The organism is Nocardioides imazamoxiresistens, assembly GCF_032378595.1.
Taxonomy (GTDB): domain Bacteria; phylum Actinomycetota; class Actinomycetes; order Propionibacteriales; family Nocardioidaceae; genus Nocardioides; species Nocardioides imazamoxiresistens.
This window is the reverse complement of sequence record NZ_JAVYII010000005.1, coordinates 160,759-186,125: the sequence shown is the minus strand read 5'-3', so window position 1 is coordinate 186,125 and position 25,367 is coordinate 160,759. Positions and strand designations below refer to the sequence as shown.

27 protein-coding genes are annotated in these 25,367 nt (G+C 73.4%); 24 read left to right on the top strand and 3 right to left on the bottom strand.

Going from position 1 to position 25,367, the window contains the following annotated elements; translation table 11 throughout:
- The first annotated feature begins 150 nt into the window (after nucleotides 1-150).
- The 7 genes from rplS to RDV89_RS12385 all read left to right on the top strand — a co-directional run bounded on the left by rplS (nucleotide 151) and on the right by RDV89_RS12385 (nucleotide 5,246).
- On the top strand, nucleotides 151-501 hold the full coding sequence (rplS, locus tag RDV89_RS12415; protein WP_315733366.1) for a 50S ribosomal protein L19: 351 nt from the start codon (nucleotides 151-153) through the stop codon (nucleotides 499-501).
- Between the two features lie 36 nt (nucleotides 502-537).
- A complete protein-coding gene (gene lepB / locus RDV89_RS12410; protein WP_315733365.1) occupies nucleotides 538-1,344 on the top strand; it encodes a signal peptidase I in 807 nt (268 codons plus the stop codon).
- Complete coding sequence (locus RDV89_RS12405) at nucleotides 1,341-2,036, top strand: ribonuclease HII (protein ID WP_315733364.1); 696 nt, start codon at nucleotides 1,341-1,343, stop codon at nucleotides 2,034-2,036. The genes lepB and RDV89_RS12405 overlap by 4 nt, the downstream gene beginning before the upstream one ends.
- A gap of 9 nt (nucleotides 2,037-2,045) precedes the next feature.
- Nucleotides 2,046-2,354 (top strand): DUF2469 domain-containing protein, encoded by a 309-nt coding sequence (locus RDV89_RS12400; protein ID WP_315733363.1) that lies wholly within the window; start codon nucleotides 2,046-2,048, stop codon nucleotides 2,352-2,354.
- 126 nt (nucleotides 2,355-2,480) lie between these two features.
- Entirely contained in the window at nucleotides 2,481-2,969 is a 489-nt protein-coding gene (locus RDV89_RS12395; RefSeq protein WP_315733362.1) for a TadE/TadG family type IV pilus assembly protein, read from the top strand.
- A 1-nt stretch (nucleotide 2,970) separates the two neighbouring features.
- Nucleotides 2,971-4,788, top strand: coding sequence for a Tad domain-containing protein (locus tag RDV89_RS12390; RefSeq protein WP_315733361.1), 1,818 nt, complete (start codon nucleotides 2,971-2,973; stop codon nucleotides 4,786-4,788).
- A gap of 98 nt (nucleotides 4,789-4,886) precedes the next feature.
- Nucleotides 4,887-5,246 carry a YraN family protein gene (locus tag RDV89_RS12385; RefSeq protein ID WP_315733360.1) on the top strand — a complete coding sequence of 120 codons (360 nt, stop codon included), beginning with the start codon at nucleotides 4,887-4,889 and terminating at the stop codon, nucleotides 5,244-5,246.
- Here the strand turns inward: RDV89_RS12385 and RDV89_RS12380 are convergent.
- The gene (locus RDV89_RS12380) at nucleotides 5,130-6,647 is read right to left on the bottom strand and encodes an HNH endonuclease signature motif containing protein (RefSeq protein WP_315733359.1); all 1,518 of its coding nucleotides are present in this window, start codon (nucleotides 6,645-6,647) and stop codon (nucleotides 5,130-5,132) included. The two genes, RDV89_RS12385 and RDV89_RS12380, sit on opposite strands and share 117 nt — an antisense overlap.
- Nucleotides 6,648-6,839: 192 nt before the next feature.
- Between RDV89_RS12380 and RDV89_RS12375 the strand changes: the two genes are divergently transcribed.
- Genes RDV89_RS12375 through RDV89_RS12365 form a run of 3 tightly spaced genes read left to right on the top strand, consistent with a single transcriptional unit; the run spans nucleotide 6,840 to nucleotide 10,654 of the window.
- Nucleotides 6,840-8,459: a YifB family Mg chelatase-like AAA ATPase gene (locus tag RDV89_RS12375; RefSeq protein WP_315733358.1), complete on the top strand. Its 1,620-nt coding sequence runs from the start codon at nucleotides 6,840-6,842 to the stop codon at nucleotides 8,457-8,459.
- Nucleotides 8,456-9,655, top strand: a complete 1,200-nt coding sequence (gene dprA, locus RDV89_RS12370) for a DNA-processing protein DprA (protein ID WP_315733357.1) — start codon at nucleotides 8,456-8,458, stop codon at nucleotides 9,653-9,655. The genes RDV89_RS12375 and dprA overlap by 4 nt, the downstream gene beginning before the upstream one ends.
- Nucleotides 9,656-9,664: 9 nt before the next feature.
- Entirely contained in the window at nucleotides 9,665-10,654 is a 990-nt protein-coding gene (locus RDV89_RS12365) for a tyrosine recombinase XerC (protein WP_315733356.1), read from the top strand.
- A 26-nt stretch (nucleotides 10,655-10,680) separates the two neighbouring features.
- On the opposite strand, the gene RDV89_RS12360 is transcribed toward RDV89_RS12365, so the two are convergent.
- Nucleotides 10,681-11,313: a peptidoglycan DD-metalloendopeptidase family protein gene (locus RDV89_RS12360; protein WP_315733355.1), complete on the bottom strand. Its 633-nt coding sequence runs from the start codon at nucleotides 11,311-11,313 to the stop codon at nucleotides 10,681-10,683.
- Between the two features lie 377 nt (nucleotides 11,314-11,690).
- Between RDV89_RS12360 and rpsB the strand changes: the two genes are divergently transcribed.
- The 9 genes from rpsB (at nucleotide 11,691) to RDV89_RS12315 (ending at nucleotide 19,881) form a co-directional block, all read left to right on the top strand.
- A complete protein-coding gene (rpsB, locus tag RDV89_RS12355; protein ID WP_315733354.1) occupies nucleotides 11,691-12,638 on the top strand; it encodes a 30S ribosomal protein S2 in 948 nt (315 codons plus the stop codon).
- A gap of 96 nt (nucleotides 12,639-12,734) precedes the next feature.
- Entirely contained in the window at nucleotides 12,735-13,547 is an 813-nt protein-coding gene (gene tsf / locus RDV89_RS12350) for a translation elongation factor Ts (RefSeq protein ID WP_315733353.1), read from the top strand.
- 163 nt (nucleotides 13,548-13,710) lie between these two features.
- A complete protein-coding gene (gene pyrH, locus RDV89_RS12345; protein WP_315733352.1) occupies nucleotides 13,711-14,427 on the top strand; it encodes a UMP kinase in 717 nt (238 codons plus the stop codon).
- Nucleotides 14,428-14,452: 25 nt separating this feature from the next.
- On the top strand, nucleotides 14,453-15,007 hold the full coding sequence (gene frr, locus RDV89_RS12340; protein ID WP_315733632.1) for a ribosome recycling factor: 555 nt from the start codon (nucleotides 14,453-14,455) through the stop codon (nucleotides 15,005-15,007).
- A gap of 14 nt (nucleotides 15,008-15,021) precedes the next feature.
- Nucleotides 15,022-15,897: a phosphatidate cytidylyltransferase gene (locus RDV89_RS12335; RefSeq protein ID WP_315733351.1), complete on the top strand. Its 876-nt coding sequence runs from the start codon at nucleotides 15,022-15,024 to the stop codon at nucleotides 15,895-15,897.
- Nucleotides 15,898-15,922: 25 nt separating this feature from the next.
- A complete protein-coding gene (locus tag RDV89_RS12330; protein ID WP_315733350.1) occupies nucleotides 15,923-16,546 on the top strand; it encodes a hypothetical protein in 624 nt (207 codons plus the stop codon).
- 153 nt (nucleotides 16,547-16,699) lie between these two features.
- On the top strand, nucleotides 16,700-17,791 hold the full coding sequence (rlmN, locus tag RDV89_RS12325; protein WP_315733631.1) for a dual-specificity RNA methyltransferase RlmN: 1,092 nt from the start codon (nucleotides 16,700-16,702) through the stop codon (nucleotides 17,789-17,791).
- 178 nt (nucleotides 17,792-17,969) lie between these two features.
- The gene (locus RDV89_RS12320; protein ID WP_315733349.1) at nucleotides 17,970-19,172 is read left to right on the top strand and encodes a glycosyltransferase family 4 protein; all 1,203 of its coding nucleotides are present in this window, start codon (nucleotides 17,970-17,972) and stop codon (nucleotides 19,170-19,172) included.
- Between the two features lie 46 nt (nucleotides 19,173-19,218).
- Entirely contained in the window at nucleotides 19,219-19,881 is a 663-nt protein-coding gene (locus RDV89_RS12315) for an acyl-CoA synthetase family protein (protein ID WP_315733348.1), read from the top strand.
- 32 nt (nucleotides 19,882-19,913) lie between these two features.
- Here RDV89_RS12315 and RDV89_RS12310 read toward each other — a convergent pair whose 3' ends face one another.
- On the bottom strand, nucleotides 19,914-20,240 hold the full coding sequence (locus tag RDV89_RS12310; protein ID WP_315733347.1) for a putative quinol monooxygenase: 327 nt from the start codon (nucleotides 20,238-20,240) through the stop codon (nucleotides 19,914-19,916).
- Between the two features lie 116 nt (nucleotides 20,241-20,356).
- Here RDV89_RS12310 and RDV89_RS12305 point away from each other — a divergent pair, with 116 nt between their 5' ends.
- From RDV89_RS12305 to RDV89_RS12285, 5 genes are read left to right on the top strand one after another with little or no spacing between them, the layout of a single operon-like run.
- Nucleotides 20,357-21,484 (top strand): 1-deoxy-D-xylulose-5-phosphate reductoisomerase, encoded by a 1,128-nt coding sequence (locus RDV89_RS12305; RefSeq protein WP_315733346.1) that lies wholly within the window; start codon nucleotides 20,357-20,359, stop codon nucleotides 21,482-21,484.
- Nucleotides 21,481-22,839, top strand: coding sequence for a M50 family metallopeptidase (locus RDV89_RS12300; RefSeq protein WP_315733345.1), 1,359 nt, complete (start codon nucleotides 21,481-21,483; stop codon nucleotides 22,837-22,839). The genes RDV89_RS12305 and RDV89_RS12300 overlap by 4 nt, the downstream gene beginning before the upstream one ends.
- Before the next feature lie 31 nt (nucleotides 22,840-22,870).
- Entirely contained in the window at nucleotides 22,871-24,022 is a 1,152-nt protein-coding gene (ispG, locus tag RDV89_RS12295; RefSeq protein WP_315733344.1) for a flavodoxin-dependent (E)-4-hydroxy-3-methylbut-2-enyl-diphosphate synthase, read from the top strand.
- A gap of 31 nt (nucleotides 24,023-24,053) precedes the next feature.
- Complete coding sequence (locus tag RDV89_RS12290; protein WP_315733343.1) at nucleotides 24,054-24,902, top strand: GNAT family N-acetyltransferase; 849 nt, start codon at nucleotides 24,054-24,056, stop codon at nucleotides 24,900-24,902.
- Between the two features lie 53 nt (nucleotides 24,903-24,955).
- Nucleotides 24,956-25,366 (top strand): DoxX family protein, encoded by a 411-nt coding sequence (locus RDV89_RS12285; protein ID WP_315733342.1) that lies wholly within the window; start codon nucleotides 24,956-24,958, stop codon nucleotides 25,364-25,366.
- The last annotated feature ends 1 nt before the right edge of the window (nucleotide 25,367 follow it).

The following is a 25,367-nucleotide window of genomic DNA, read 5'->3' as shown; positions in this document are numbered from 1 at the left end:
CCGTCCCGATTCGCTCGGGGCGGGGCCGGTGTGTCAGGATCGCCTGTCGCTCCGCGGACGCTTCTGCCACAGGGGAATCGTCGACCGCGGGGTGCGACCCGATCCGGACCACTATCCGCGGCTGACCTGTGGCACTCGTGAGGAGCAGACATGAGCAACGTCATCAACGAGCTCGAGGCGGGCGTCAAGCGCTCCGACCTCCCCGAATTCCGCGCCGGTGACACCGTCAAGGTGCACGTGAAGGTCGTCGAGGGCAGCCGCTCGCGCGTCCAGATCTTCCAGGGCGTCGTCATCCGGGTCCAGGGCTCCGGCATCGGCCGGACCTTCACGGTCCGCAAGGTGTCCTTCGGCGTGGGTGTCGAGCGGACCTTCCCGCTCCACTCGCCCATCTTCGAGCAGATCGAGGTCGTCACCCGTGGTGACGTCCGCCGCGCGAAGCTGTACTACCTGCGCAACCTCCGCGGCAAGGCCGCGAAGATCAAGGAGCGCCGCGAGGCCTGAGCGGCCGGCCACCCCTCGGGTGGCTAGTCTCTTGCTGTGACGACCGACGACCGCGAGTCCCCCACCTCCTCCGACGAGGACGTGGACTCGCGGTCGTCGTCGTCTCCGGCCAGGCGGCGGCGCAAGCAGCTGCCGCTGTGGCAGGAGACGATCCTGCTGCTGGGGATCGCGGTCGTGCTCGCGATCGTCATCAAGTCGTTCTTCCTGCAGGCGTTCTACATCCCGTCGGTGTCCATGACCCCGGGGCTCCAGGTCGACGACCGGATCCTGGTGGAGAAGCCGTCCTACTGGTTCGACGGGCCCGAGCGGGGCGACGTCGTGGTCTTCGAGGACCCGGGCGGCTGGCTGAGCGACTCCGCCGACACCGGACCGGAGAACGTGCTGTCGCAGGCGCTGTCGAAGATCGGGCTCTACCCGACCGGCGGCCACCTCGTGAAGCGCGTGATCGGCGTGGGCGGCGACGTGGTCGCGTGCTGCGACGACCAGGGCCGCATCCTCGTCAACGGGGAGCCGCTCGACGAGCCCTACCTCGAGGAGGGCCTCGAGTGCAACGGCCCCGAGCAGGGCACGTGCACGCCGGCCGAGGGGGACGAGCTGGTCTGGGAGACCGTCGAGGTCCCCGAGGGCCACCTGTTCCTGCTGGGCGACAACCGCGGCAACTCCGAGGACTCCGCGGCCCGGATGTGCCGCGACGACCCGAACAACACCACCCTGTGCACGCCGGGGCCCGAGTTCGTCGACGAGGACCTCGTCGTCGGCCGTGTCTTCTCCGTGGCCTGGCCGCGCGACCACTGGCGCTGGGTGAGCCGACCCGCGACGTTCGAGGACCTGCCGGCCCCGTGACGCGGCTGGTCGCCGGCACGACGGTACGCCGTGACGCCGGCCTCTACGGGTACGAGCGGGCGCTGCGCCGCGCGGGCCTCGAGCACGTCGCCGGCGTGGACGAGGCCGGCCGCGGCGCGTGCGCCGGACCCCTGGTCGCGGGCGCCGCGATCCTGCCCGCGGGCCGGGCCGGCATCGTGCCGGGGCTGGCCGACTCCAAGCTGCTGACCGCGCGGGCGCGCGAGCGGGCGTACGACCAGGTCGTGCGCCGGGCCGTGGCCTGGGCGGTCGTCGTCGTCGACGCCGACGAGTGCGACCGGCTCGGCATGCACGTCGCGAACGTGCAGGCCCTGCGGCGCGCGGTGGCGCGGCTGGCGGTGCGCCCCTCCTACGTGCTCAGCGACGGGTTCCCCGTCGACGGCACGGGCACACCGGGCCTCGCGGTGTGGAAGGGCGACCGGGTCGCCGGCTGCGTCGCCGCGGCGTCCGTGCTCGCCAAGGTGACCCGCGACCGCCTGATGGCGGGGCTGCACCTCGAGCACCCGGCGTACCGCTTCGACGTGCACAAGGGCTACATCACCCCGCTGCACGAGGAGCTGCTGACGGCCCACGGTCCCTCCCCGGTGCACCGGACGCGCTTCGTGAACGTCCGTCGCGCGGCGGGCTCGGAGCCGCCGCTATCCTCGGCGCGACCCGTGGACGCGACGACGTAGGAGGCTCGCATGAGCACCGAGGACCTCGAGAAGTACGAGGCCGAGATGGAGCTCAACCTCTATCGCGAGTACCGCGACGTCGTGAAGATCTTCAAGTACGTCGTCGAGACCGACCGCCGGTTCTACCTGTGCAACACCGTCGACGTCCGCGCGAAGAGCGAGAAGGGCGAGGTCTTCTTCGACGTCACGATGAGCGACGCCTGGGTGTGGGACTCCTACCGCCCCGCCCGGTTCGCGAAGAACGTGAAGGTCCTGACGTTCAAGGACGTCAACGTCGAGGAGCTCGCGGGCAGCGACTTCGAGCCCCCCAAGCCGTGATCGGCAAAATCTTGCGCATTTCTAGAGGTTGACCGGTCGTTCCGGGGACAACCCCTTCACTCCGCCCTAGCCTGACCGATCAGGGAGGGGAAGACGTCGTCCTTCCCAGGGAGCCGGAGCCAGATCATGCGGAAGCAGTCGCGCCACCACGTGCGCAGGGGGACCCGACGCGAACAGGAGGGAGCGGCGGCGGTCGAGTTCGCGCTGGTCCTGCCGCTGCTGCTGCTCCTGGTCTTCGGGATCATCTCCTACGGCTTCATGCTCAGCTTCCGCGGCAGCCTGAGCCAGGCGGCCGCCGAGGGGGCGCGGGCAGCGGCGGTCAGCGTCAACGCCTCGGGGCGCGAGGCCGCGGCGCGCGGCGCGGTCAACGACGCCATCAACTCCTACGGCGTGACCTGCGCGGGGGCGAACCTGACCCGCAACGGCAACCGGGTGGGTTCCTGCACCATCGAGGTGGTCCCCTGTGCGAACCCGGGTGGGGCCACGACGCCGCCGCAGTGCGTGCGGGTCGACCTCGAGTACGACTACGCCGACAACGAGCTCATCCCGCTGCCCATCGTCGACGCCTTCATGCCTGAGTCGATCGGGTACACGGCCTCCGCCCGGGTGAGCTGACGTGGGGCTGCTGCGGGGGAGCCGCCGCCCCGACCAGCGCGGTGCCGTCGCCGTCGTCGTGGCGGTCATGCTGTCGCTGCTGCTGATCGCCGCCGCGTTCGCCGTCGACCTCAACATGCAGCGCGTCGCCGCCCGCGACGCCCAGGCGGCCGCGGACCTGATCGCGCTGGACATGGCGCGAGAGCTCGACGGCAGCAAGCGCAGCGACTACGACGACGGTGCGCTGCGCACGGCGTTCGAGGCGAGCGTCGCGCGCAACGCCGAGGGCTTCGGCGCCGACGTGGACGACTTCACCTACGACCTCGTGGTCGCGCAGGGCGCGGGCGGCTGGGCGGTCGCGGGCGCGGACGAGCACCCTGACGCGGTCCGGGTCCGTGCCGTCGGCAGCGTCGACCGGCTCTTCACCAGCGGCACCGGGGGAGTGGTGCGCCGCGCGGTCGCGACCTCGGACAACTCCGCCTGCTTCCGGGTCGGCTCCTTCATCGCCGGGCTGGACACCGCCGAGAGCGCGCTGCTCGGACCGATCCTCAACGCCCTGCTGGGCAGCAGCGTGCAGCTGGACGCCGTGTCCTACCAGGGGTTGGCCGGGGCGAACGTCTCGCTGCTGTCGCTCGTCGAGACCGGCGCGCTCGGCGTCGGGACGGTCGACGAGCTGCTCGAGCTGCCGGCGCTGCGGGTGGCCGACCTGTTCCTCGCGTCGGCGACCGTCCTCGACCGTCAGGGCAACGCCGTGCAGGCCGACGTGCTGCGGACGATCGCGGCCGACGTCGGGACCCCGACCGTCGCGGTCGGCAACCTGGTCTCCGCGGCACCCGGCGCGAACGCGGCACTCGAGGCCGGCCTCAACGTCCTCGACCTCGTCACCTCGTCGGCCTTCCTCATCCAGGACGGGCGGACGGTGGCCGTCCCGAACCTGGGGATCACGCTGCCGGGGGTCGCCTCGATCACGAGCTCGCTGACCGTGGTCGAGCCGATGAAGACGGCGTGCCGCAGGACCGGTGGCGAGGTGGAGACCTCGCAGGTGCGGCTCGACCTCACGGCGACGATCAACCCCTCGGCGGCCATCGCCGGCGTCAACGGCCTGCTCAGCACGGTCGGCAACCTGGCGCAGGTCGAGGTCGAGCCGACGACGCTGGAGCTCAGTGTCGACCTCGGCCAGGCGATCGCGCGCCTCGGCAAGGTGGAGTGCGACGACGACGGCCCGTCGAGCATGACGCTGGACCTGCAGTCCTCCGTCGTCGGGGGGATCAGCGTCTCGGCGACGACAGGGCTCGGTCTGCGGGTCAACAACCCCGTCTCGAGCGTCGTCAACCTGCTGCAGAATCTCCTCGGGCTCGGGAACATCCTCGGCGACCTCCTCGGCACGAACCGGGCGCCGTACCTCGTCCTCGACGCGGGTGTCGAGATCCACGCCGGCGCCGGCGCAGCCGAGGGATGGCGCCGCGAGGTGACGCTCCCGCTGCCCGGCAGCTACGAGGTCGCCCCCGCGGGAGCGAGGGGGACCGCGCCGGTCCTCGGACCGCTGTCGGTCAGCACGACGGCGGACGTGAGCCTGGTCAGCCACTACTTCCAGCCGGGACCGCTGGGGATCGGTGGCTCGTGGCGGGAGCGGACCGTGCTCGACACGGCCCCGTTGTTCGGCGCCGTGGTGAACCCGATCCTGTCGCGGCTGACGGCCAACGTCCTCAACCCCGTCGTCCAGGGGCTCCAGACCCAGGTCATCGGCCCGTTGGCCGAGCTGCTCGGGCTCCAGCTGGGCGGGGCGGACGTGTACGCCGTGCGCACGCCCGGCTGCAGCGTGCCGAACCTGGTCGGTTAGGGCCCGCTTCCCGTCCCCGGCACCGGGGCCCGACGCTTCCGTCCCCAGATCCGTCCCAGCCCGCACGACCGTGGGAGCCACGGCGTCATCGTCGCGACGTGACCTACGAACGAGCCGCCATGGGCGCCTACGGTGAGCAGCTCGCCGAGCGCCACCTCGTCGCGGAGGGGATGACGCTGCTGGACCGCAACTGGCGCTGCGAGCTGGGCGAGATCGACCTGGTGCTGCGCGACGGCGCGACGCTGGTCGTGTGCGAGGTGAAGACCCGCAGCTCGGAGGCGTACGGCACGCCGTTCGAGGCCGTCGACGCTCTCAAGCTGCAGCGGCTGCGGCGCCTGGCGTCACGCTGGATGCGCGCCCACGGCGTGCACGCGCGGCACGTGCGCATCGACATGGTCGGCGTCATCCGGCCCCGGAAGGGGCCGTCCACGCTCGAGCACGTCGCCGGGATCGGGTGAGCCGGGGGAGCGGTCGACGACGCACGTGCCCCGTGGCGTGACGATGTAGCGCAGCCCGTGCGGGTCCGTCCACAGGTACGTCCCGGTCTCGACGCGCAGGTAACGCCACGCCGTGTGCGTCTTGAGCCGGTGGTGGTGGCGGCACAACGGCGCCAGGTTCTCGGTGGAGGTGCCGCCGTGGCGATCCGGCGGGCCGTTCGGTGGAGGCTCCTGCCACGCAACGATGTGGTCCGCATCGCAGCCCTCTGCTGGTCGCTCGCACCAGGGGAAGGCGCACACGGTGTGGGTGGCCAGGAGGTGGCGGTGCAGCCGGTCGGGCACCTCGTACTGATCGGTGGTCAGCCGCTCCCGCACGTCCAGCACGGGGCGTACCGTCACGTGGGCGTCGGTGCGGGCGCACCACGCCCGCATCTGCTCGGCGAGCGCAGGCTGACCGCTGCCTCCCCCGGCCGCCATGCGACCGACGGGATCGAGACCCATCACGGCGAGGTCCGTCAGGTGCAGGTGCAGCACGATCCGCTTGCGCGGACCGGCGGCGGCCCGCGCGGTGGCTTCGGTGGGAGACAGCACCGACCGGGCGGCCTCCGGATCGGCCAGCACGCCGACCGCGAGTGCGCGCCGCACCTGGAGCGACGCGCCGCGAGCCTCCGCCTCGAGACCGACCAGAGCGGCGACCTCGGGATCGGCCAGGCGCTGCGCCACCTGCTGGACCGCGGCGTCGAACGCCGCAAGATCGGTCCACTGGCCGCGGACTGTCATCTCCGCGATGCCGGTGTGGTTGAGCGTCTCGCTGTGCAGCGTGACGTGCTGCGCGTCGAGCGCAGCCAGCTGCTCGAGCTCGCGGTCCTCCGCGTGCAGCCGGAGCAGCGCCTCGTCCAGCAGCCGATCGAGCGTCCGCAGGCCCACCTGGTGGGCGACCGCGTGGACGTGCTCGTCGAGGTACGCGGCCACGTCGTCGGGCTGGCCCGCGACGCACCCAGCCACCCGGCGGGCGCGCCAGGCCGGCACGTCACCCGTACGCACGCGGGCCCAGGTCAGCGGCAACCGGTGCGCCAGCAGCAGCGCGTCGCGCAGCAGTAGACCGCCAGCGCGGGTGGTGAGACGGCAGGCCGCGGCGAAGGCTGCCGGCGCGTCCCAGCGCACCGCCGGGATCCCGTGCCAACCGGTCGCCTCATCAGCCTCCTCGGGGCTGAGTCGGGGGTCGACGTGCGGTTCCGCGTACGCGGTCGGCCCCACGACCGTCTGCTTCGACGCCGGGTCCGGGGGCGCCGGGTGCGCGTACGCCCATTCCAACGCGCACTCGAGGATCCGCACCTCGGCCGCATCCGCGGCGGCCCGCGCAGCCCGGGCGACGTCGAGTACGTCGGCCGGCGTGCGAGGTGGTGCGACGGGCGCGGACATGGACTGATCCTATGCGAACAGATGTGCGATCACAAGACTATTTTCCCAGTTCAGAGGGGGTGCGGGCGGCCCACTTGCTGTCCACAGATGCTGTCGGCGACGGGGTGCTCCCCGACCCTCTCCACACCCGGCATGCGTGCCCTGGCCACGACCCAGGGTGGGCCGCATGACAGCACTCCCGAGGCCCCTCTGATGGCGGTCGCGACCACCCGGGCCATCGCGCTCCACGGCGCGGTCGGCCACCTCATCGACGTCCAGGTCGACGTCTCGCCCGGCATGGTCACGACGATCATCGTGGGACGACCCGACGCAGCGCTCAGCGAGGCACGCGACCGCTGCCGGATGGCGATCGCCAACTCGGGCTTCCGCTGGCCGACCACGCGACGCACGACGATCCTCCTCTCGCCCGCCGACCTGCCGAAGCGCGGCACGCACTTCGACCTCGCGGTCGCCGTGGCCGTGCTCGCGGCATCCGTGGACCCGTCGGAGGAGGCGCCGATCCCCACCGACGACACGGTCTTCATCGGCGAGCTCAGTCTCGACGGCGGCCTGCGTCCCACCGCGGGGGTGCTGCCGATGACGATGGCGGCGGCGCAGCGAGGCGTGCGCCGGGTGTTCGTCCCTGAGCCGCAGGCGGCCGAGGCGGCGCTCGTGCCGGGCATGGCGGTCTTCGGGATGAGGTCGCTAGCCCAGGTCGTCGCGGAGCTGCGGGGTGAGCCCGTGCCAGACGCACCGCCCGTGCCGGCGGACTCCGCCAGCACGCTGCTGAGCTGGCGGGGCCAGGACCGGCTGGACGAGGTCGACATGGCCGATCTCGTCGGAGCACCGGACGCGCTGTACGCGGCCACGGTGGCCGCCGCGGGCGGCCACCACCTGCTGCTGACCGGGGCCAAGGGGGCCGGCAAGACGACCCTCGCCGAGCGGATCCCCGGGATCCTGCCCGACCTGGCCCCCGACGAGGCGCTCGAGCTCACCGCGGTCCTGTCGCTGTCGGGCGCCCTGCCGCCGGGCGGGCGACTCGTGCGGCGCCCGCCCTACGCCGCGCCGCACCACAACGCGAGCGCCACGAGCATCCTGGGCGGCGGCTCCGGCCGGGTGCGTCCCGGCGAGCTCAGCCGCGCCCACCACGGCGTCCTGTTCCTCGACGAGTTCCCCCTCTTCGCCTCCGACGTCGTCGAGGCGCTGCGCCAGCCGCTCGAGAGCGGTGACGTGACCATCGCCCGCGGCGAGGAGTCCGCGACCTTCCCGGCGCGGGGCATCGTGGTGCTCGCCGCCAACCCGTGCCCGTGCGGCGCACCGTCGACCGGGCTCGGCGCCGCCCGCTGCTCGTGCGACGCGGTCAAGGTGCGGGCGTACGACGCGAAGCTCAAGGGACCGCTCGCCGACCGCGTCGACATCGTGCGGGAGATGCAGCCGCCCACCGTCGGGCTGGCGGGCTCGGTGGTCACGTCCGCGCACCTGCGCTCGCTCGTCACGGCCGCGAGGGCCCGCCAGCAGGAGCGGTACGCCGGCACCGGCTGGCGTCTGAACGCCCACGTGCCGACCTCCGTCCTGCGCGACCGGTGGCCGCTCGACGAGACCTCCCGGCGCACCGTGGAGGAGGCGGTGGCCGCCGGTCGCCTCACGCGTCGTGGCGCCACCCGCGTGCACCGGATGGCCTGGACCCTGGCGGACCTCGAGGCTCGGAGCGGACCGACCGTCGACGACGTCGACACGGCCCTGCGGCTGCGACGCGGCGACCCGCTGGCGCTGCTGCCGGTCGAGCGCCTCCTGCTGGACGGGCCGGCGACGACCGCGGAGGTCGCGCGGTGAGCGACGCCGACCGGCTGGCGCGGGTTGCTCTGAGCCACCTCGCAGAGCCGGGCGACGTGCGGGTGCTGCGGCTGGTGCGTCAGCTGGGCGCGACGACGGTGTACGAGGGCCTGTGCGCCCACGGAGGGCTCGACGCGGTGCTGGACGGCATGCCGGACGGGGTGTCCGACGGCGCCGGCGGAGCGGGCGTCGACCTCGCGGTGCGACTCGGCGCGGTCCGACCGGAGCAACGTCTCGAGCAGGCTCGCCGCGCCGGCATCCGCTTCGTCGTGCCCGGCGACGCCGAGTGGCCGACCGGCCTGGACGACCTCGCCGACCAGCCGGCCCTGCACCAGCGCGGCGAGGTGCCGGTCGGGCTGTGGGTCCGCGGTCCGCTGCGCCTGGACGAGGTACGCACCGCGGTCGCGGTCGTCGGAGCGCGTCGGGCGACGACCTACGGAGGCTCGGTGGCGGGCGACCTGGGCCAGGACCTCGGGAGCGAGGGCTGGACGGTCGTCTCGGGTGCCGCCTTCGGCATCGACCAGGCCGCCCACCGGGGCGCGCTGGCCGCGGGCGGTCCGACGGTCGCCGTCCTGGCGTGCGGTGTGGACCGCGCCTACCCGGTGCGCCACAGCGAGCTCCTCGACCAGATCGGCGACCAGGGTGCGGTGGTCTCGGAGGCGCCCCCGGGTGCGACACCGACCCGGGTCCGGTTCCTGGGCCGCAACCGGCTCATCGCGGGTCTCGCGCGCGGCACGGTCGTCGTCGAGGCGGCGGTGCGCAGCGGCTCCCTCAACACCGCCGGGTGGGCCGAACGTCTCAGCCGGGTCGTGATGGGCGTCCCCGGGCCGGTCACGAGCGCACTCTCGCAGGGCGTGCACGAGCTGATCCGCACCCGGGCGGGTCTGCTCGTCACGAGCGGCGCCGAGGTGCGCGAGGCGGTCGGGGAGTCGGGGGAGCACCTGCTCGCGGTGCCGCGCGCCCCGCTGGGTCCGCGCGACCACCTCCCGATCCGCCACCAGCAGGTGCTCGACGCGGTGCCCGTCTCACGGGGCGCCACCGTCGAGACCATCTCGCGCGGCGCGGGGATCGGCACGAAGGAGGCGGGCACGGCGCTCGGCGCCCTCGCCCGGGCCGGGCTCATCGAGCAGAGCGGCGCCGGCTGGCGGCTCAGCGACGCCGCGTGGCGGGCCGATCGTGCCGAGGAGCGCGCCTAGGCTGGCGCCATGACGGCGCAGGGGGAGGAGCTGCCCGCGGGCCTGGCGCAGGCGCTGGACGAGTACGCCACCCACCTGCGCCACGCGCGCGACGTCAGCGAGCACACGCTCCGTGCGTACGTCGGCGACCTGACCTCCCTGCTGCGCCACGTGGCGCGGATGGGAGCGACGGCCCCGGGGGACCTCGACCTGCGGATGCTGCGCAGCTGGCTCGCGCTGCAGCAGACCTCCGGACGCTCGCGGCGCACGATCGCGCGCCGCGCGACCGCGGCCCGGGTCTTCACCGCGTGGCTCGAGTCGACGGGCCGCGCGCCGGCCGACGTCGGGGCCCCCCTGGCCTCCCCGCGGGCGCACCGGACGCTGCCGGCCGTGCTCACCCGGGACGAGGCCCGCTCCCTCCTCGACGCCGCGGCCGAGCACGCGCTCGCCGTGGCCGGCGCCGACGGCGCCGACGGCACCGACGGCACCGAGGAGGCCGCGGCGACGGCCCGCGCGGCGGCGCTGCGCGACGTGGCCGTCCTGGAGCTGCTGTACGCCAGCGGCATCCGCGTCGGCGAGCTCGTGTCGCTCGACGTCGACGACCTCGACCACGGCCGCAGCGTCGTGCGGGTGCTCGGCAAGGGGCGCAAGGAGCGCACGGTGCCCTACGGCCGCCCCGCCGCCCGTGCCGTCGACCGATGGCTGGGGGAGGGGCGTGGCGTGCTCGCGACCTCGTCCTCCGGCCCGGCGCTCTTCCTCGGCGTCCGCGGCGGGCGCATCGACCCCCGGACGGTCCGCACGACCGTCCACCGTCGGATCGCCGACGTCCCGGACGCGCCGGACCTGGCTCCCCACGGCCTGCGGCACACGGCGGCCACCCACCTGCTCGAGGGCGGCGCGGACCTGCGCACGGTCCAGGAGCTCCTCGGTCACGCCTCGTTGGCCACGACGCAGGTCTACACCCACGTCAGCACGGAGCGGCTCCGCTCGGCCTACCGGCAGGCGCACCCGCGGGCCTGAGACCGGCGTCCCGGTGCGCACGACGGTCAGCGCGCGACGGGCCGGCCCGGTCGTGGCAGCCGCTCCGCGAGCGGCGACCATCCGGCGTACGGGCGGGCCGCCCCCGCGGAGCTGGTCGCGCCCGAGCCGGCGCCCAGCCCGCCCAGGGGAACGAGGCGGACGGGTCCTGCGCCGACGAGGCGCAACGGGTCGAGGTAGGTCTCGCCCTCGATCCAGCCCCAGTGCAGGCACACGGCCGGTCGGCAGTGCGACCCGGCGAGCTCGAGGACCCCCAGGGCCGCGCCCGCCGCGACCTCGTCGCCCACGGCGACGGCCGCGGTGACGGGCTCGTAGGTCGTGCGCGTCGCTCCGTGGGCGACGACCACGACGCCCTTGCCGGCGAGCCGACCGGCGTACGTCACCCGGCCGCCGAGCGCGGCGCGCACCGTCTGCCCCACCGAGCCGGCGAGGTCGACCCCGCGGTGGCCGGGGCCGTACGGGTCCGCCGGCGGGTCGAAGCGCTCCACGACCGCTGGACGGGGGTCGAGGGGCCACACCCCCACAGGGTCGGTGCGCCCGGGCGGCGCGGCGCCCGCCGGCGGCGCCACGAGGGTCGCGAGGGCGACCAGGAGGACGGCCAGCGCGGGCGCCAGCAGGAGCAGGGACGGGTGTCGGTGCATGCGTGGAGGCTGCCGACGCGGAGGCGCGGCCGGGAGGCCGGTGGAGGGGACGGGGGACGACGGCGTCCCAGGCCCGGGCTGGGGACGTGATCCGGGCCGTCGCGCTGATTGGCGCCCTGCGCCGCGCCAGGTCTAGGCTGCGATCTTGCAGCCCACCCGGGCTGACTTCGCACGCTCGCACACCGGCCCCGGTCGGGTGCGGTCCTCGGTCCCCGTCGACGACGGGGTCGGGCCGCACGCGGGCGTCAGGGCGACCGGCACCCGCCGGGCGCGACAACCGAGAACCGAACAGGAGCTCCGCTCCCGGTCCGCACCTCACGGCTGTGCCGTGCCAAGGGTGGACGCAACGGGTGCGCCTCCGGGAGAAGAGAAGAACCATGGCAGTCGTGACCATGCGCCAGCTCCTCGAGAGCGGCGTCCACTTCGGACACCAGACCCGTCGCTGGAACCCGAAGATGAAGCGGTTCATCCTCACGGACCGCAACGGCATCTACATCATCGACCTGCAGCAGTCGCTGGCCTACATCGACCGCTCCTTCGCCTTCGTCAAGGAGACCGTCGCCAAGGGCGGCACCATTCTCTTCGTCGGCACGAAGAAGCAGGCCCAGGAGGCCATCGCCGAGCAGGCCACGCGCGTCGGCCAGCCCTACGTCAACCAGCGTTGGCTCGGCGGCATGCTCACCAACTTCCAGACGGTGCACCAGCGGATCAACCGCCTCAAGGAGCTCGACGAGCTCGACTTCGACAACGTCGCCGGCTCGGGTCGCACCAAGAAGGAGCTCCTGCAGCTCAAGCGCGAGCGCGACAAGCTCGAGAAGACGCTGGGCGGCATCCGCGAGATGAGCCGGACCCCCTCCGCGGTCTGGATCGTCGACACGAACAAGGAGCACCTGGCGGTCGAGGAGGCGCGCAAGCTGCGCATCCCGATCATCGGCATCCTCGACTCGAACTGCGACCCCGACGAGGTCGACTTCCCGATCCCGGGCAACGACGACGCGATCCGCGCCGTCGGCCTGCTGACGCGGGTCGTCGCCGACGCCGTGGCCGAGGGCCTCATCGAGCGCTCGGGCGGCAAGTCCGGCGAGACCGCCGCGGAGCCGCTGGCCGAGTGGGAGCGCGAGCTCCTCACCGGTGAGGCCGAGCAGGCCGCCGTCGCCGCCACGGGTGGCGAGGCGGGCGACACCCCGGCCGCCGAGGCCACCGGCGCCTCCTCCGAGGCTGCGGAGGCGGACGCCGCCGCCGAGGCCGTCGAGGAGACCACCGAGTCGGCCGAGACCACCGAGTCGGCCGAGACGGCCGACGCGGCCGCCGACGCCAAGGCCTGACCCGCTTCACGCTCGATGCGCCGGGTCCGGACGGTGACCCCGTCCGGACCCGGCGCACCTCCTGTTCACCCCACGAAGCCAGAGGAAGAAGACACCATGGCCAGCTTCTCTGCCGCTGACGTCAAGAAGCTCCGCGAGACCACCGCCGCGGGCATGATGGACTGCAAGAAGGCACTGACCGAGACCGACGGCGACTTCGACGCCGCCGTCGAGCTCCTCCGCGTGAAGGGCGCCGCGAAGGCGGCCGCCCGTGGCGCCGAGCGCGAGACCGCCGCGGGCGTCGTCGCCAGCGCCGGCACCGCCATCGTCGAGCTGAAGAGCGAGACCGACTTCGTGGCGAAGAGCGACGAGTTCGTCGCCGCCGCGCAGAAGATCGCGGAGGCCGCCGACAACGCCAAGCCCGCCGACGCCGAGGCGCTCAAGGCCGTCTCGCTCGGCGAGCAGACCGTCGGTGAGCTCGTCGAGGGCCTCGCCGTCAAGATCGGCGAGAAGATCGAGCTCGGCCAGGTCGCCGTGTTCGACGGCCCCGTCGTCGTCTACCTGCACCGCCGCTCCGCCGACCTCCCGCCCGCCGTCGGCGTGCTGGTGGAGTACGACGGTGACGCCGAGGCCGCGCGCGGCGCCGCCATGCAGGCCGCCGCCATGCGCCCGCAGTACCTCACGCGTGACGAGGTGCCGGCCGACGTCGTCGCCAAGGAGCGCGAGATCGCCGAGGCGCAGGCCAAGGAGGAGGGCAAGCCCGACCAGGTCGCCGCGAAGATCGCCGAGGGTCGCCTCAACTCGTTCTTCAAGGACGTCGCGCTGCTCGAGCAGCCCTCCGTGACCGAGAACAAGAAGTCGGTCAAGCAGGTCCTCGAGGCGTCCAGCACGACCGTGAAGCGCTTCGCGCGCTTCGAGGTCGGCGCCTGAGCGCACCTCGCACTGCCGCTAGGGTGAGGCCGGTCCGTCCCCGGCGTGGATCCGCTCCACGTCGGAAGGTCGGGCCGGCCTTCGCCGTGCCGGAGGCCCCGCAGGACCAGCACCCGCAGCACCCGCAGCACCCGCCCCGCGCTCGCCGTACGAAAGGAACTCCGTGACCGGCTACCGTCGCGTCCTGCTCAAGCTCTCCGGCGAGGTCTTCGGCGGAGGCAGTGTCGGCGTCGACCCCGACGTCGTGCAGAAGATCGCCGGCGAGATCGCCGCGGTCGTGGACGCCGGCGTCCAGGTCGCCGTGGTGACCGGTGGCGGCAACTTCTTCCGGGGCGCCGAGCTGCAGCAGCGCGGCATGGACCGCTCGCGCGCCGACTACATGGGCATGCTCGGCATCGTGATGAACTGCCTGGCGCTCCAGGACTTCCTGGAGAAGCTCGGCGTCGACACGCGGGTGCAGACGGCCATCACGATGGGCCAGGTCGCGGAGCCGTACATCCCGCGCCGCGCCATCCGACACATGGAGAAGGGTCGCGTCGTCATCTTCGGTGCCGGCATGGGCATGCCGTTCTTCTCCACCGACACCGTCGCCGTCCAGCGCGCCCTGGAGAACCGCTGCGACGTGGTCCTCGTCGCCAAGAACGGCGTGGACGGCGTCTACAGCGCCGACCCGCGCATCGACCCCGACGCGGTCAAGCTCGACTCCGTCACCTACGACGAGGCGATCAGCCGCGGTCTGCGGATCATGGACCAGACCGCCTTCGCGCTGTGCGGCGAGAACCGCCTGCCGATGGTGGTGTTCGGCATGCAGCCGGAGGGCAACATCCTGCGGGTCGTGCAGGGTGAGAGGATCGGGACGCTCGTCAGCGCCGCCGACTAACAGAATCCGACAGGAGCCAGCAGTGATCAACGACGTCCTCAACGAGGCCGACGGCAAGATGGACAAGTCGGTCGAGGCGACCCGCGAGGAGTTCGCCGCGATCCGAGCCGGTCGTGCGCACCCGAGCATGTTCAACAAGATCCTCGTGGACTACTACGGCTCGCCGACGCCGCTGCAGCAGCTGGCGTCGTTCACCGCCCCCGAGGCCCGCATCATCCTCATCTCGCCCTACGACGTCGGCGCGATGAACGCCATCGAGAAGGCGATCCGCGACTCCGACCTGGGCGTCAACCCGTCGAACGACGGCAAGGTGCTGCGCTGCGTCTTCCCGGAGCTGACCGAGGAGCGCCGCAAGGAGTTCATCAAGGTCGCCCGCACGAAGGCCGAGGAGGGCCGCGTCGCCGTGCGCAACCTGCGTCGCTCGGCCAAGCAGAACCTCGAGAAGCTCGAGAAGGACGGCGAGGTCGGCCAGGACGACGTCACCGGCGCCGAGAAGCGTCTCGACGGCCTGACCAAGAAGCACGTGGACGCCATCGACGACCTGCTCAAGTCGAAGGAGTCCGAGCTGCTCGAGGTCTGAGCGGCGAGGACCTCGTGACCAGCTCCACCCCTCCCGCCCCGCCTCCGGCCAAGGACCACGGGCGCGCCGGCCGCAACCTGCCTGCTGCCGTCGCCTCCGCGGTCGTGCTGCTGGGCGCCGTCGCGGCCTCGTTGGCGTTCTACAAGACCGCCTTCCTGCTCATCGTGGCGATCGCGATCGTCGTCGCGGTCTGGGAGCTCCGCCAGGGGTTCCTCGCCAAGGACATCGACCTGCCCGAGCAGCCGCTCATGCTGGGCGGCATCGTCATGGTGGTCGTGGCGTACTTCTTCGGTGCGCCCGCGCTGATCACCGCCACCGCCGTCACGGCGCTGGCGCTGATGCTGTGGCTGTTGCACCGCGGTGTCGAGGGCTACGTGCGCAACGCCACGGCGGCCGTGTTCGTGCTGATCTACCTGCCGTTCCTCGGCTCGTTCGTCGGCCTGCTGCTCGCCGAGGGCGGGTCGACGGACTTCGAGGCGTTCGACGACGGCGTACGCGCGGTCCTCGTCTTCGTGCTGGTCACGATCGCCTCGGACATCGGGGGCTACGCCGCGGGCGTCCTCTTCGGCCGGCACCCCATGGCGCCGGTGATCTCGCCGAAGAAGTCGTGGGAGGGCTTCGCGGGCTCCGCGGTGTCCTGCGTCGTGGCCGGGTCGCTCCTCGTCATCTACCTCCTCGACGGCGACTGGTGGGTCGGCGTGATCCTCGGTCTCATCGCGGTCGTCATGGCGACCCTCGGCGACCTGGTCGAGTCGGTGATCAAGCGCGACCTCGGCGTCAAGGACATGAGCCAGGTCATCCCCGGCCACGGCGGTCTGCTCGACCGGCTCGACTCGCTGCTCGCCACCGTCGCGCCTACCTGGCTCCTGCTCCACTATCTGGTGTTCTGAGCCCATGCGAGCACGATGGGTCGCGGTGGCGACCGCAGGGGCGGTGACGGCGTACGCCGCGACGCGCGCCCGCCGCGGACGCCCGGCCTCGGTGGGGGTCGCGGTCGGGGTCGCCTCGGCCGTCGTCGCCACCGACGTGAGGGAGCCGCGGCAGCCCTCCTCCCCGCAGCCCGAGCCGGTGCGGCCCGAGCCGGTGCAGCCCGAGCCGGTGCAGCCCGAGCCGGTGCAGCCGGTCGAGCGCACGGATCCGGACCCGGCCCCCGAGCCGGAGCCCGCTCCGCAGCCCGAGCCCCCGGTCGTCGACCGCGCCGAGCCCGAGCCCGACGACCGGGACCTCGAGCCCGACGACCGGGACCTCCCGTCCGAGCCGTCCACGCGCGAGGCGCTGGCGGGCTTCTACTTCGGCCTCGTCTGCATGCTGTTCGCCCCGGTCCTCTACTTCGCGGCCGCCCGCTGGCTGGCCGAGGACCAGGTCTCGCAGCTCGCTCCGTTCGTCCTCGTGCTGCTCGCCGTGCCGGCCGTGCTCGTGGCGCTGCCGCGGACCCGGCGCTTCGGGGCGTACATGCTGCTCGGCCTCGCCCTGACCGGCGTGGTGGTCTCCGTGACGGCCGTCGCGGTGCTCTGGTTCCTCCTCGAGTCGGGCGCCTGACCGGTTCGGTGCGATGATCGTCGGGCTATGTCCGACGCCCAGAGCTCCCCGACCCCTGCCGCTGAGCAGCCCGCCGACCAGCCCGCCGCCGAGCAGCGGCCCGCCGAGGCGCCGGTGAGCGCGCCCGAGGGCACCCGCTCGCTGCCGCTGGTGATGACCCCGCCGCGCGGACGCGCGAAGCCGCCGGCGCACCTCGCCGACCTCGACGAGGCGGGCCGCAAGAAGCTGCTGGAGGACTCGGGCCTGCCCGGCTTCCGGGCCAAGCAGCTCTCGCACCACTACTTCGGCCGGCTCGTGCGCGACGCCGAGTCGATGACCGACCTGCCGGCCGGTCAGCGCGACGAGCTGGTCGCCACGCTGCTCCCGACGCTGCTGACGCCGGTGCGCACGCTCGAGGCCGACCGCGGCACGACGCGCAAGACGCTCTGGCGGCTCTTCGACGGCTCGCTCGTCGAGTCGGTGCTGATGCGCTACCCCGACCGCGCGACCATCTGCGTCTCCAGCCAGGCGGGCTGCGGCATGGCGTGCCCGTTCTGCGCCACCGGCCAGAACGGCCTGCAGCGCAACATGAGCACCGCCGAGATCGTCGACCAGGTCGTCGACGGCGCGCGGGCGATGGCGTCGGGCGAGGTCCCGGGCGGGCCGGGTCGGCTCTCGAACGTCGTGTTCATGGGCATGGGCGAGCCGCTGGCCAACTACAAGGCCGTCATCGGCGCCGTGCGCCGGCTGACCGACCCGAGCCCCGCGGGCCTGGGCCTGTCCGCGCGTGGAGTGACGGTCTCGACCGTCGGTCTGGTGCCGCGGATCCGTCAGCTGACCGAGGAGGGCATCCCGGTCACGCTGGCGCTGAGCCTGCACGCCCCCGACGACGAGCTGCGCAACGAGCTCGTGCCGATCAACACGCGGTCGTCGGTCGACGAGACCGTCGAGGCGGCGTGGCAGTACGCGGCGACGACGAAGCGCCGCGTCTCGATCGAGTACGCGATGATGCGCGGCATCAACGACCAGGCCTGGCGCGCCGACCTCCTCGCGGACGTCCTGCGCGCGCACGGCGACTGGGGCTGGGTGCACGTCAACCTCATCCCGCTCAACCCCACGCCGGGGTCGAAGTGGACGGCGTCGGACCCGGCGGACGAGCGCGAGTTCGTGCGTCGGCTCGAGGCCAAGGGCATCCCCACCACGGTGCGCGACACCCGTGGGCGCGAGATCGACGGCGCCTGCGGTCAGCTCGCGGCAGCGGAGTGAGGGACGGCGGGTGAACGCGGCGTGACGGGCGTACGCCCTCGCCGCGCTGAGGTTCCCGGCCGGTTCAACTGACGTCCACCGACCGAGCCCCCGGTGGTTCGGGCGGCTCCCTAGCGTCCGACGCGTCAGTGACCGGCACAGCGACGACGACTGTGCGCCGACGCGAAGGGACCGCCGCATGCGGCTGCACCGCTCCCGCCCCACCCGCCCGACCGCCACCGTCACCCACCTCCCGCGCCGCACCGACGGGCGGCTCCGCGTCCTCGTCGTGAGCGAGTCGTTCCTGCCGCAGGTCAACGGGGTCACGAACTCCGTGCGCCGGGTCCTCGAGCACCTGGCGGCGCAGGGCCACGAGGCGGAGCTCGTCGCCCCGACGGGTCCGGCGACCTACGCCGGGTTCCCCGTCACCGTCTGCCGTGGTGCCCACCTGCCGTTCTATAAGGACTTCCGGATCGGCCTGGAGACCCAGCGCCGGCTGCGGGCCGTGATGCAGCGCTTCCGCCCCGACGTCGTGCACATCGCCTCGCCCGCGACCCTGGGCTACCAGGCCGCGCAGGCCGCCGAGGACCTGGGCATCCCGTCGGTGGCGATCTACCAGACGGACCTCGTCGGCTTCGCCGACCGCTACGGCATCGCCGGCGGCACCCGGGCGATGTCGTACCTGACGCGCCGCATCCACACGAGCGTGGACCGCACGCTCGCCCCCTCGACCGCCAGCCTGCGCCAGCTCGAGCAGATGCAGGTGCCCGGTCTGGGCCACTGGCCACGCGGGGTCGACCTCACGCAGTTCGACCCCGCGTGCCGCGACGAGGAGCTGCGCCGACGGCTCGCTCCCGCCGGCGAGCTGCTGGTCGGCTACGTCGGCCGGCTCGCGCCCGAGAAGGAGCTCGAGCTCCTCGCCCACGTCGACCGTCTCCCCGGCGTGCGCGTCGTGGTGGTCGGCGGCGGTCCCGAGGAGGAGCGCCTGCGCGGGCTGCTGCCCGACGCCGCGTTCCTCGGCGTCCTGCACGGCGAGGAGCTCGCCGCGGCGTACGCCAGCCTCGACGTCTTCGTGCACACCGGCCGCCACGAGACGTACTGCCAGGCGGCGCAGGAGGCCCTGGCCTCCGGAGTGCCGGTGGTGGCGCCGCGGGCCGGCGGACCCGTCGACGTGGTGGAGGACGGTCTCGCGGGCTTCCTCTACGAGCCCGGTGACGGCGCCGCCATGGCGACCTACGTCAGGATGCTGCAGGAGAACGCGCCGCTGCGCCGCCGGGTCGCCCTGGCCGCCCGTCGCAGCGTCGCCGGCCGTTCGTGGCAGGCGGTCAACGAGCTGCTGGTACGCCACTACCGCGAGGTCGTGGCCGAGCGCACGGTCCGCGCGGGCTCGCGCGCCGCCTGAGCCGCCTGGGCCGCCCGGGCCGCAGCGGACCGGTACGCTGCGCCGGGTGGTGAACCTGACGTACGACGCGCTGGACCTGCACGTCATCCGGGGCCGGGCGGAGGAGGCGGCCGTGGAGCGCGACGGCGCTCCGGTCGACGTCGCCTCGCTCACCGAGGAGGTCGCCGCCCTGGCGGGCGCCTTCCGGGCCGTCGGCGTCACCCCCGGCGCCGCCGTGCTGGTCGCGCTGCCGGACGAGTACGACGAGCTGGTCGCGTTCCTGGCCACCCTGCGCCTGCGGGCCGTCCCGGTCCTCGTCGAGCGCGTGCACGCAGCGGTCCAGGGCACCGAGGGCGGTCACCACCCGTCGGCCGCGACGCTCGCGGTGCGGCACCGTCCGCACGCGGTCGTGACCGCCACGACCTGGCCCGGTCACGTGCACGCGCCCGCCGCGGTGGTCTACCGGGGGCCCGAGCCCACCGACCCCACGGTCGAGGTCGCCTGGGACGTGGCCCTGCGGGCGGGCCGGACCGACCCGGCGCCCGCGAGCCGTCCCGAGCCCGACCCCGAGGTGCCGGCCGCCGACGCCCACGCCGCGGCGGTCGCCGCCACGGCGTACGTGGTCGGGGACCGCGCCGTGCTCGTCGGCGAGGTCCCCGAGGCGGGCACGCAGATCGGTCGCCGCCTCGGCGCGCTGATCGGCGGTCGCACCGTCACGCTGCGCGGCTGAGACCCGCGGGCCGGCGCCGGGCTCGGCCGGGCTCAGCTCCCGACGCGCATCTCGCCCAGCTCGGACCAGTCGTCGGCGTCGACGTCCTGGCTGACGATGCGGGGCGTGGCGGACAGGTACGCCGGCAGCGTCTCCTGCGCCTTCTTGAAGTGCGCCGAGCCGACGTGGGCGGCCCCCGCGTCCCCGTCGGCGAACGCCTCGACCAGCACGTACTCGTTCGGGTCGTTCACCGAGCGGGACCAGAAGAACCACTTGCAGCCCGGCTCCGCGTTGCAGGCCTCGGTGAACTCGCGCGAGATCTCGGGCCAGTCGTCGGCGTGCTCGGGCTTCACGGGGAACACGGCGGTGATGAAGATCATGGGTCTCTCCTTCGCGGGTCGGTGTGTGGCCCGGGCCGGTCGCGAGGCGGAGCCCGGGGCCGCCGTCCAGTCTGCCGAACCCCGCCCACCGCGACCCGTCTGGGAGGATCGCGCCCGTGGTCCATCCTCGTCGCGACGTCGTCATCCTCGGCTCCACCGGCTCGATCGGCACCCAGGCCATCGACCTGGTGCGCCGGAACCCCGACCGCTACCGCGTGGTCGGGCTGACCGCGGGCGGGTCGAACCCCGAGCTGTTCGAGGCCCAGGTCGCCGAGCTCGCGCCCGCGTACTCGGGGCTGGGGGAGGAGGCCTCGGTCGAGGCCGCCGGTCTCGGCGCCGACGTCGTGCTCAACGGCATCACGGGCGCCGTCGGCCTGCGGCCCACGCTGGCGGCCCTCGCGAGCGGCAGCACGCTGGCGCTGGCCAACAAGGAGTCGCTCATCATCGGCGGCCCGCTGGTCACGCAGCAGGCCGCGCCCGGCCAGATCGTGCCGGTCGACTCCGAGCACTCCGCGATCGCGCAGTGCCTGCGCGGCGGCACCCCCGAGGAGGTCCGCAAGCTCGTCCTGACGGCCTCCGGCGGCCCCTTCCGGGGGCGTACGCGCGCCGAGCTCGCCGACGTCACCCCCGAGCAGGCCCTGCACCACCCGACCTGGTCGATGGGCCCCGTCATCACGGTCAACTCGGCCACCCTGGTCAACAAGGGCCTCGAGGTGATCGAGGCGCACCTGCTGTTCGGGCTCGGGCTCGACCGGATCGAGGTGGTCGTGCACCCGACGAGCGTCGTGCACTCGATGGTCGAGTTCGTGGACGGCTCCACGCTGGTGCAGGCGAGCCCGCCGACCATGACGATCCCGATCGCGCTGGGCCTGAGCTGGCCGCACCGGGTGCCCGACGCGGCGCCCGCCGTGGACTGGACGCGACCGGAGACCTGGGAGTTCCACCCGCTGGACGACGAGGCCTTCCCGGCGGTCGCCCTGGCCCGCGAGGCGGCCACGCGCGGCGGCACGGCGCCGGCGGTCTACAACGCCGCGAACGAGGTGTGCGTCGACGCGTTCCTCGCCGGCCGCCTGCCGTTCGTCGAGATCGTGCCCACGGTGGCCGCCGTCCTCGCGCAGCACGACGTACTCTCGGAGGGTCCGCTCACCGTCGACGACGTCCTGGCCGCCGACACCCAGGCGCGGACGCTGGCCAGCGCCCACCTCGTGGCGCCCGGGAACGAAGGACGTCACCCCGCACCATGACCGTTCTGCTCTACACGCTCGGCGTCGTCGTCTTCGTCGTCGCCATCCTCGTCTCGATCGGGCTGCACGAGCTCGGGCACATGATCCCGGCGAAGGCGTTCGGCGCGAAGGTGACGCAGTACTTCATCGGCTTCGGTCCGACCGTGTGGAGCAAGCAGGTCGGCGAGACGGAGTACGGCGTCAAGGCGATCCCGCTCGGCGGGTACGTCAAGATCGTCGGGATGCTCCCGCCGGGCGCGGAGGAGTACGCCGACCAGGTCGGCGTGGCCCCCGACGGCACGCCGGTGCACCGGGTGCGCAAGTCCAACACCGGCATGTTCACCCAGCTCGTCTCGGACGCCCGGGCCGCCGAGTGGGAGACGATCAGCCCCGAGGACGCGCCCCGCCTGTTCTACCGGCTGCCCTGGTGGAAGAAGGTCGTGGTGATGGCCGGGGGGCCGATGGTCAACGTGGCCATCGCGTTCTTCATCTTCGCCGGGGTGTTCGCGACCTACGGCAACCCCAACGACGTACGCACGTCGCCCACCGTGGCGGCCGTCTCGCCGTGCGTGGTGCCCTACGACGAGAGCGGGCGCGCCTGCACCGACGCGGACCCGGTCACCCCGGCCGCCGCGGCCGGCCTGCAGCCGGGCGACGAGATCGTCGGCTTCAACGGCGCGGAGATCACGGACTGGCGCGAGCTGCAGCGGATGATCCGCGGCAACGCCGACGGCGAGGCGACGCTGACGGTGCTGCGCGACGGCGCCGAGGTGACGCTGACGACGAACACGCTCGTCACCGCCCGGCCCGCGACCGGCGACGACGCCGACCCGGCCGTGACCGAGGAGGTCGGCTTCCTCGGCGTGACCCCGGAGACCAGCCTCGCCACCGGCGGGCCGATCTACACGCTCGGCGAGATGGGCCACATGACGGTGCGCACCGTCGAGGCACTGGGCCAGCTGCCGGTCAAGGTCTGGGGCGTGGCCCAGGCGATCGTCGGGCTGCAGGAGCGCGACCCGGAGAGCCCCGTCTCGATCGTGGGCGGCGGCCGCATCGCCGGCGAGACCACCGCCCTGGAGGACTTCCCGGTCACGGAGAAGGTCGTCTTCCTGCTCCTGCTGATCGCCGGGTTCAACTTCTTCATCGGCATGTTCAACCTGATCCCGTTGCTGCCCCTCGACGGCGGCCACATCGCGGGGGCGCTGTACGAGGGCGCCCGGCGCGCCCTGGCCCGGCTGCGCCGGCGACCCGACCCGGGGTACGTGGACGTCGCCAAGCTCCTCCCGATCGCCTACGTGGTGGGCTCGGCGATCCTCGTGATGGGCGTCGTGCTGATCGTCGGCGACATCGTCGTGCCCCTCAGCCCGTACTCGTGAGCGTGCGACCCGAGCCCGTAGCATCGACCCCATGAGCACCGTGTCCCTCGGCATGCCCGCAGCACCGCCCCCCGTGCTCGCCCCGCGCCGCCAGACCCGCCAGATCCAGGTCGGCACCGTGGGGGTGGGCAGCGACCACCCCATCTCGGTGCAGTCGATGACCACGACGCTCACCTCCGACATCAACGCGACGCTGCAGCAGATCGCCGAGCTGACCGCCTCGGGCTGCGACATCGTGCGGGTCGCCTGCCCGAGCCAGGACGACGCGGACGCGCTGCCCGCGATCGCGCGCAAGTCGCAGATCCCGGTGATCGCCGACATCCACTTCCAGCCGAAGTACGTCTACGCCGCGATCGAGGCCGGCTGCGCCGCGGTGCGCGTCAACCCGGGCAACATCCGCAAGTTCGACGACCAGGTCAAGGAGATCGCGAAGGCGGCCGCCGACCACGGCACGTCGATCCGGATCGGCGTCAACGCCGGCTCGCTCGACAAGCGGATCATGGACAAGTACGGCAAGGCCACGCCCGAGGCGCTCGTCGAGTCGGCCAAGTGGGAGGCCTCGCTGTTCGAGGAGCACGGCTTCCGCGACTTCAAGATCTCGGTCAAGCACAACGACCCGGTGGTCATGGTGCGGGCCTACGAGCAGCTGGCCGCCGAGGGCGACTGGCCGCTGCACCTCGGCGTCACCGAGGCCGGCCCCGCGTTCCAGGGCACCATCAAGTCGGCCACCGCGTTCGGCGCGCTGCTCAGCCAGGGCATCGGCGACACCATCCGGGTCTCGCTCTCGGCCCCGCCGGTCGAGGAGGTCAAGGTCGGCCTGCAGATCCTGGAGTCGCTCAACCTGCGTCCCCGCCGCCTCGAGATCGTCTCGTGCCCCAGCTGCGGTCGCGCGCAGGTCGACGTCTACACCCTCGCCGAGCAGGTCACCGCGGGCCTCGACGGCCTCGAGGTGCCGCTGCGCGTGGCCGTGATGGGCTGCGTCGTCAACGGCCCGGGCGAGGCCCGCGAGGCCGACCTCGGGGTGGCCTCCGGCAACGGCAAGGGCCAGATCTTCGTCAAGGGCGAGGTCATCAAGACGGTGCCCGAGAGCCAGATCGTGGAGACCCTCATCGAGGAGGCCATGCGCATCGCCGAGGGCATGGAGCCCGTCGACGGGGCGGGTGCCGAGGTCAGCGTCTCCTGAGCGTGCCGGGCGGGGGTCTAGGCTCGCCGACGTGATCACGACACGGCAGGGCGTCCGCGTGCTCGGGCCTGCCGACCTCGACGAGTTCCTCGCCCTGGTCGCGCGGGACCCGGTGGTCAACGTGTTCGTGGACCACCGCGCCCGCACCACCCGCCTGCAGCCGCGGTGGCTGGGCGGGGAGATGTGGGGCCTGTACGCCGACGGTGAGCTGTCCGCGGCCTGCCACGTGGCGGCCAACCTCGTCCCCGTCGGCGCCGACGCGCCCGCGGCCCGCGCGTTCGCCGCGTACGCCCCCAGCCGGGTGCGCTCGGTCTCCACCATCGTGGGGCCGCAGGTGCCCGTGGACACGTTCTGGTCGAACGTCGCCGCGCGCTGGGGCAGCCCGCGCGAGGTGCGCTTCGGGCAGCCGCACCTGGAGATCCGTACGGACCCGCTGGTCGCCCCCGACCCGCTGGTGCGTCGCACGGTGCCCTCCGACCTCGACGCCGTCTACCCGGCCTGCGTGGCGATGTACACCGAGGAGGTCGGCGTCTCGCCCGAGCGTGGCGGGGGAGCGGACCTCTACCGGGCCCGCGTGACGCAGCTGATCTCCCGGGGCTGGTCCTTCGCCCGGTTCGACGAGACGGGCCGCGTCGTGTTCAAGGCCGAGGTCGCCTGCGCCTCGCCGTACGCCGCGCAGGTCCAGGGCGTGTGGGTGGCCCCCGACCGTCGCGGCCAGGGCCTGGCCACCGCCGGGATGGCCGCCGTCGTCGAGCAGGTGCGGCGCGACGTCGCCCCGGTGGTCTCCCTCTACGTCAACGAGTGGAACGCCTCGGCCCGCGCCGCCTACGAGCGCGTGGGCTTCGTCGAGACCGCCCGCTTCACGACCGTGATGCTCTGACGCACGTCCCCTGGAGGCCCGAGCCTCCTGGCCCTCGGCCCTAGGCTCGGCCCATGACGCGCCCCGCACCCCGTCCCGCGCCCAGCACCCAGGGCCTCGCCGCTGCCTTCGCCGTCTCCGGCGTCGTGCACCTCGTGCGTCCGCGCACCTTCGAGCCGCTGATGCCGGCGCGGCTGCCGGCGCACACGGCGCTGATCAAGGGTTCGGGGGTCGCCGAGCTGGTCTGTGCGGCGGGTCTGCTGCACCCGCGTACCCGCCGCGCCGCGGGGCTCGCGAGCGCCGCGCTGCTGGTCGGCGTCTTCCCCGGCAACGTCACGATGGCGTGGCGGGCGCGGCGCAGCCGCAACGCCGCCTACCGCTGGGGCACCGTCGCCCGGCTGCCGCTGCAGGTCCCGCTGGTGCGCGTCGCGCTGCGGGCCGCCCGCGACGAATCCGGGTCGAGGCGCGGGCGGGGTCGCCAGTAGC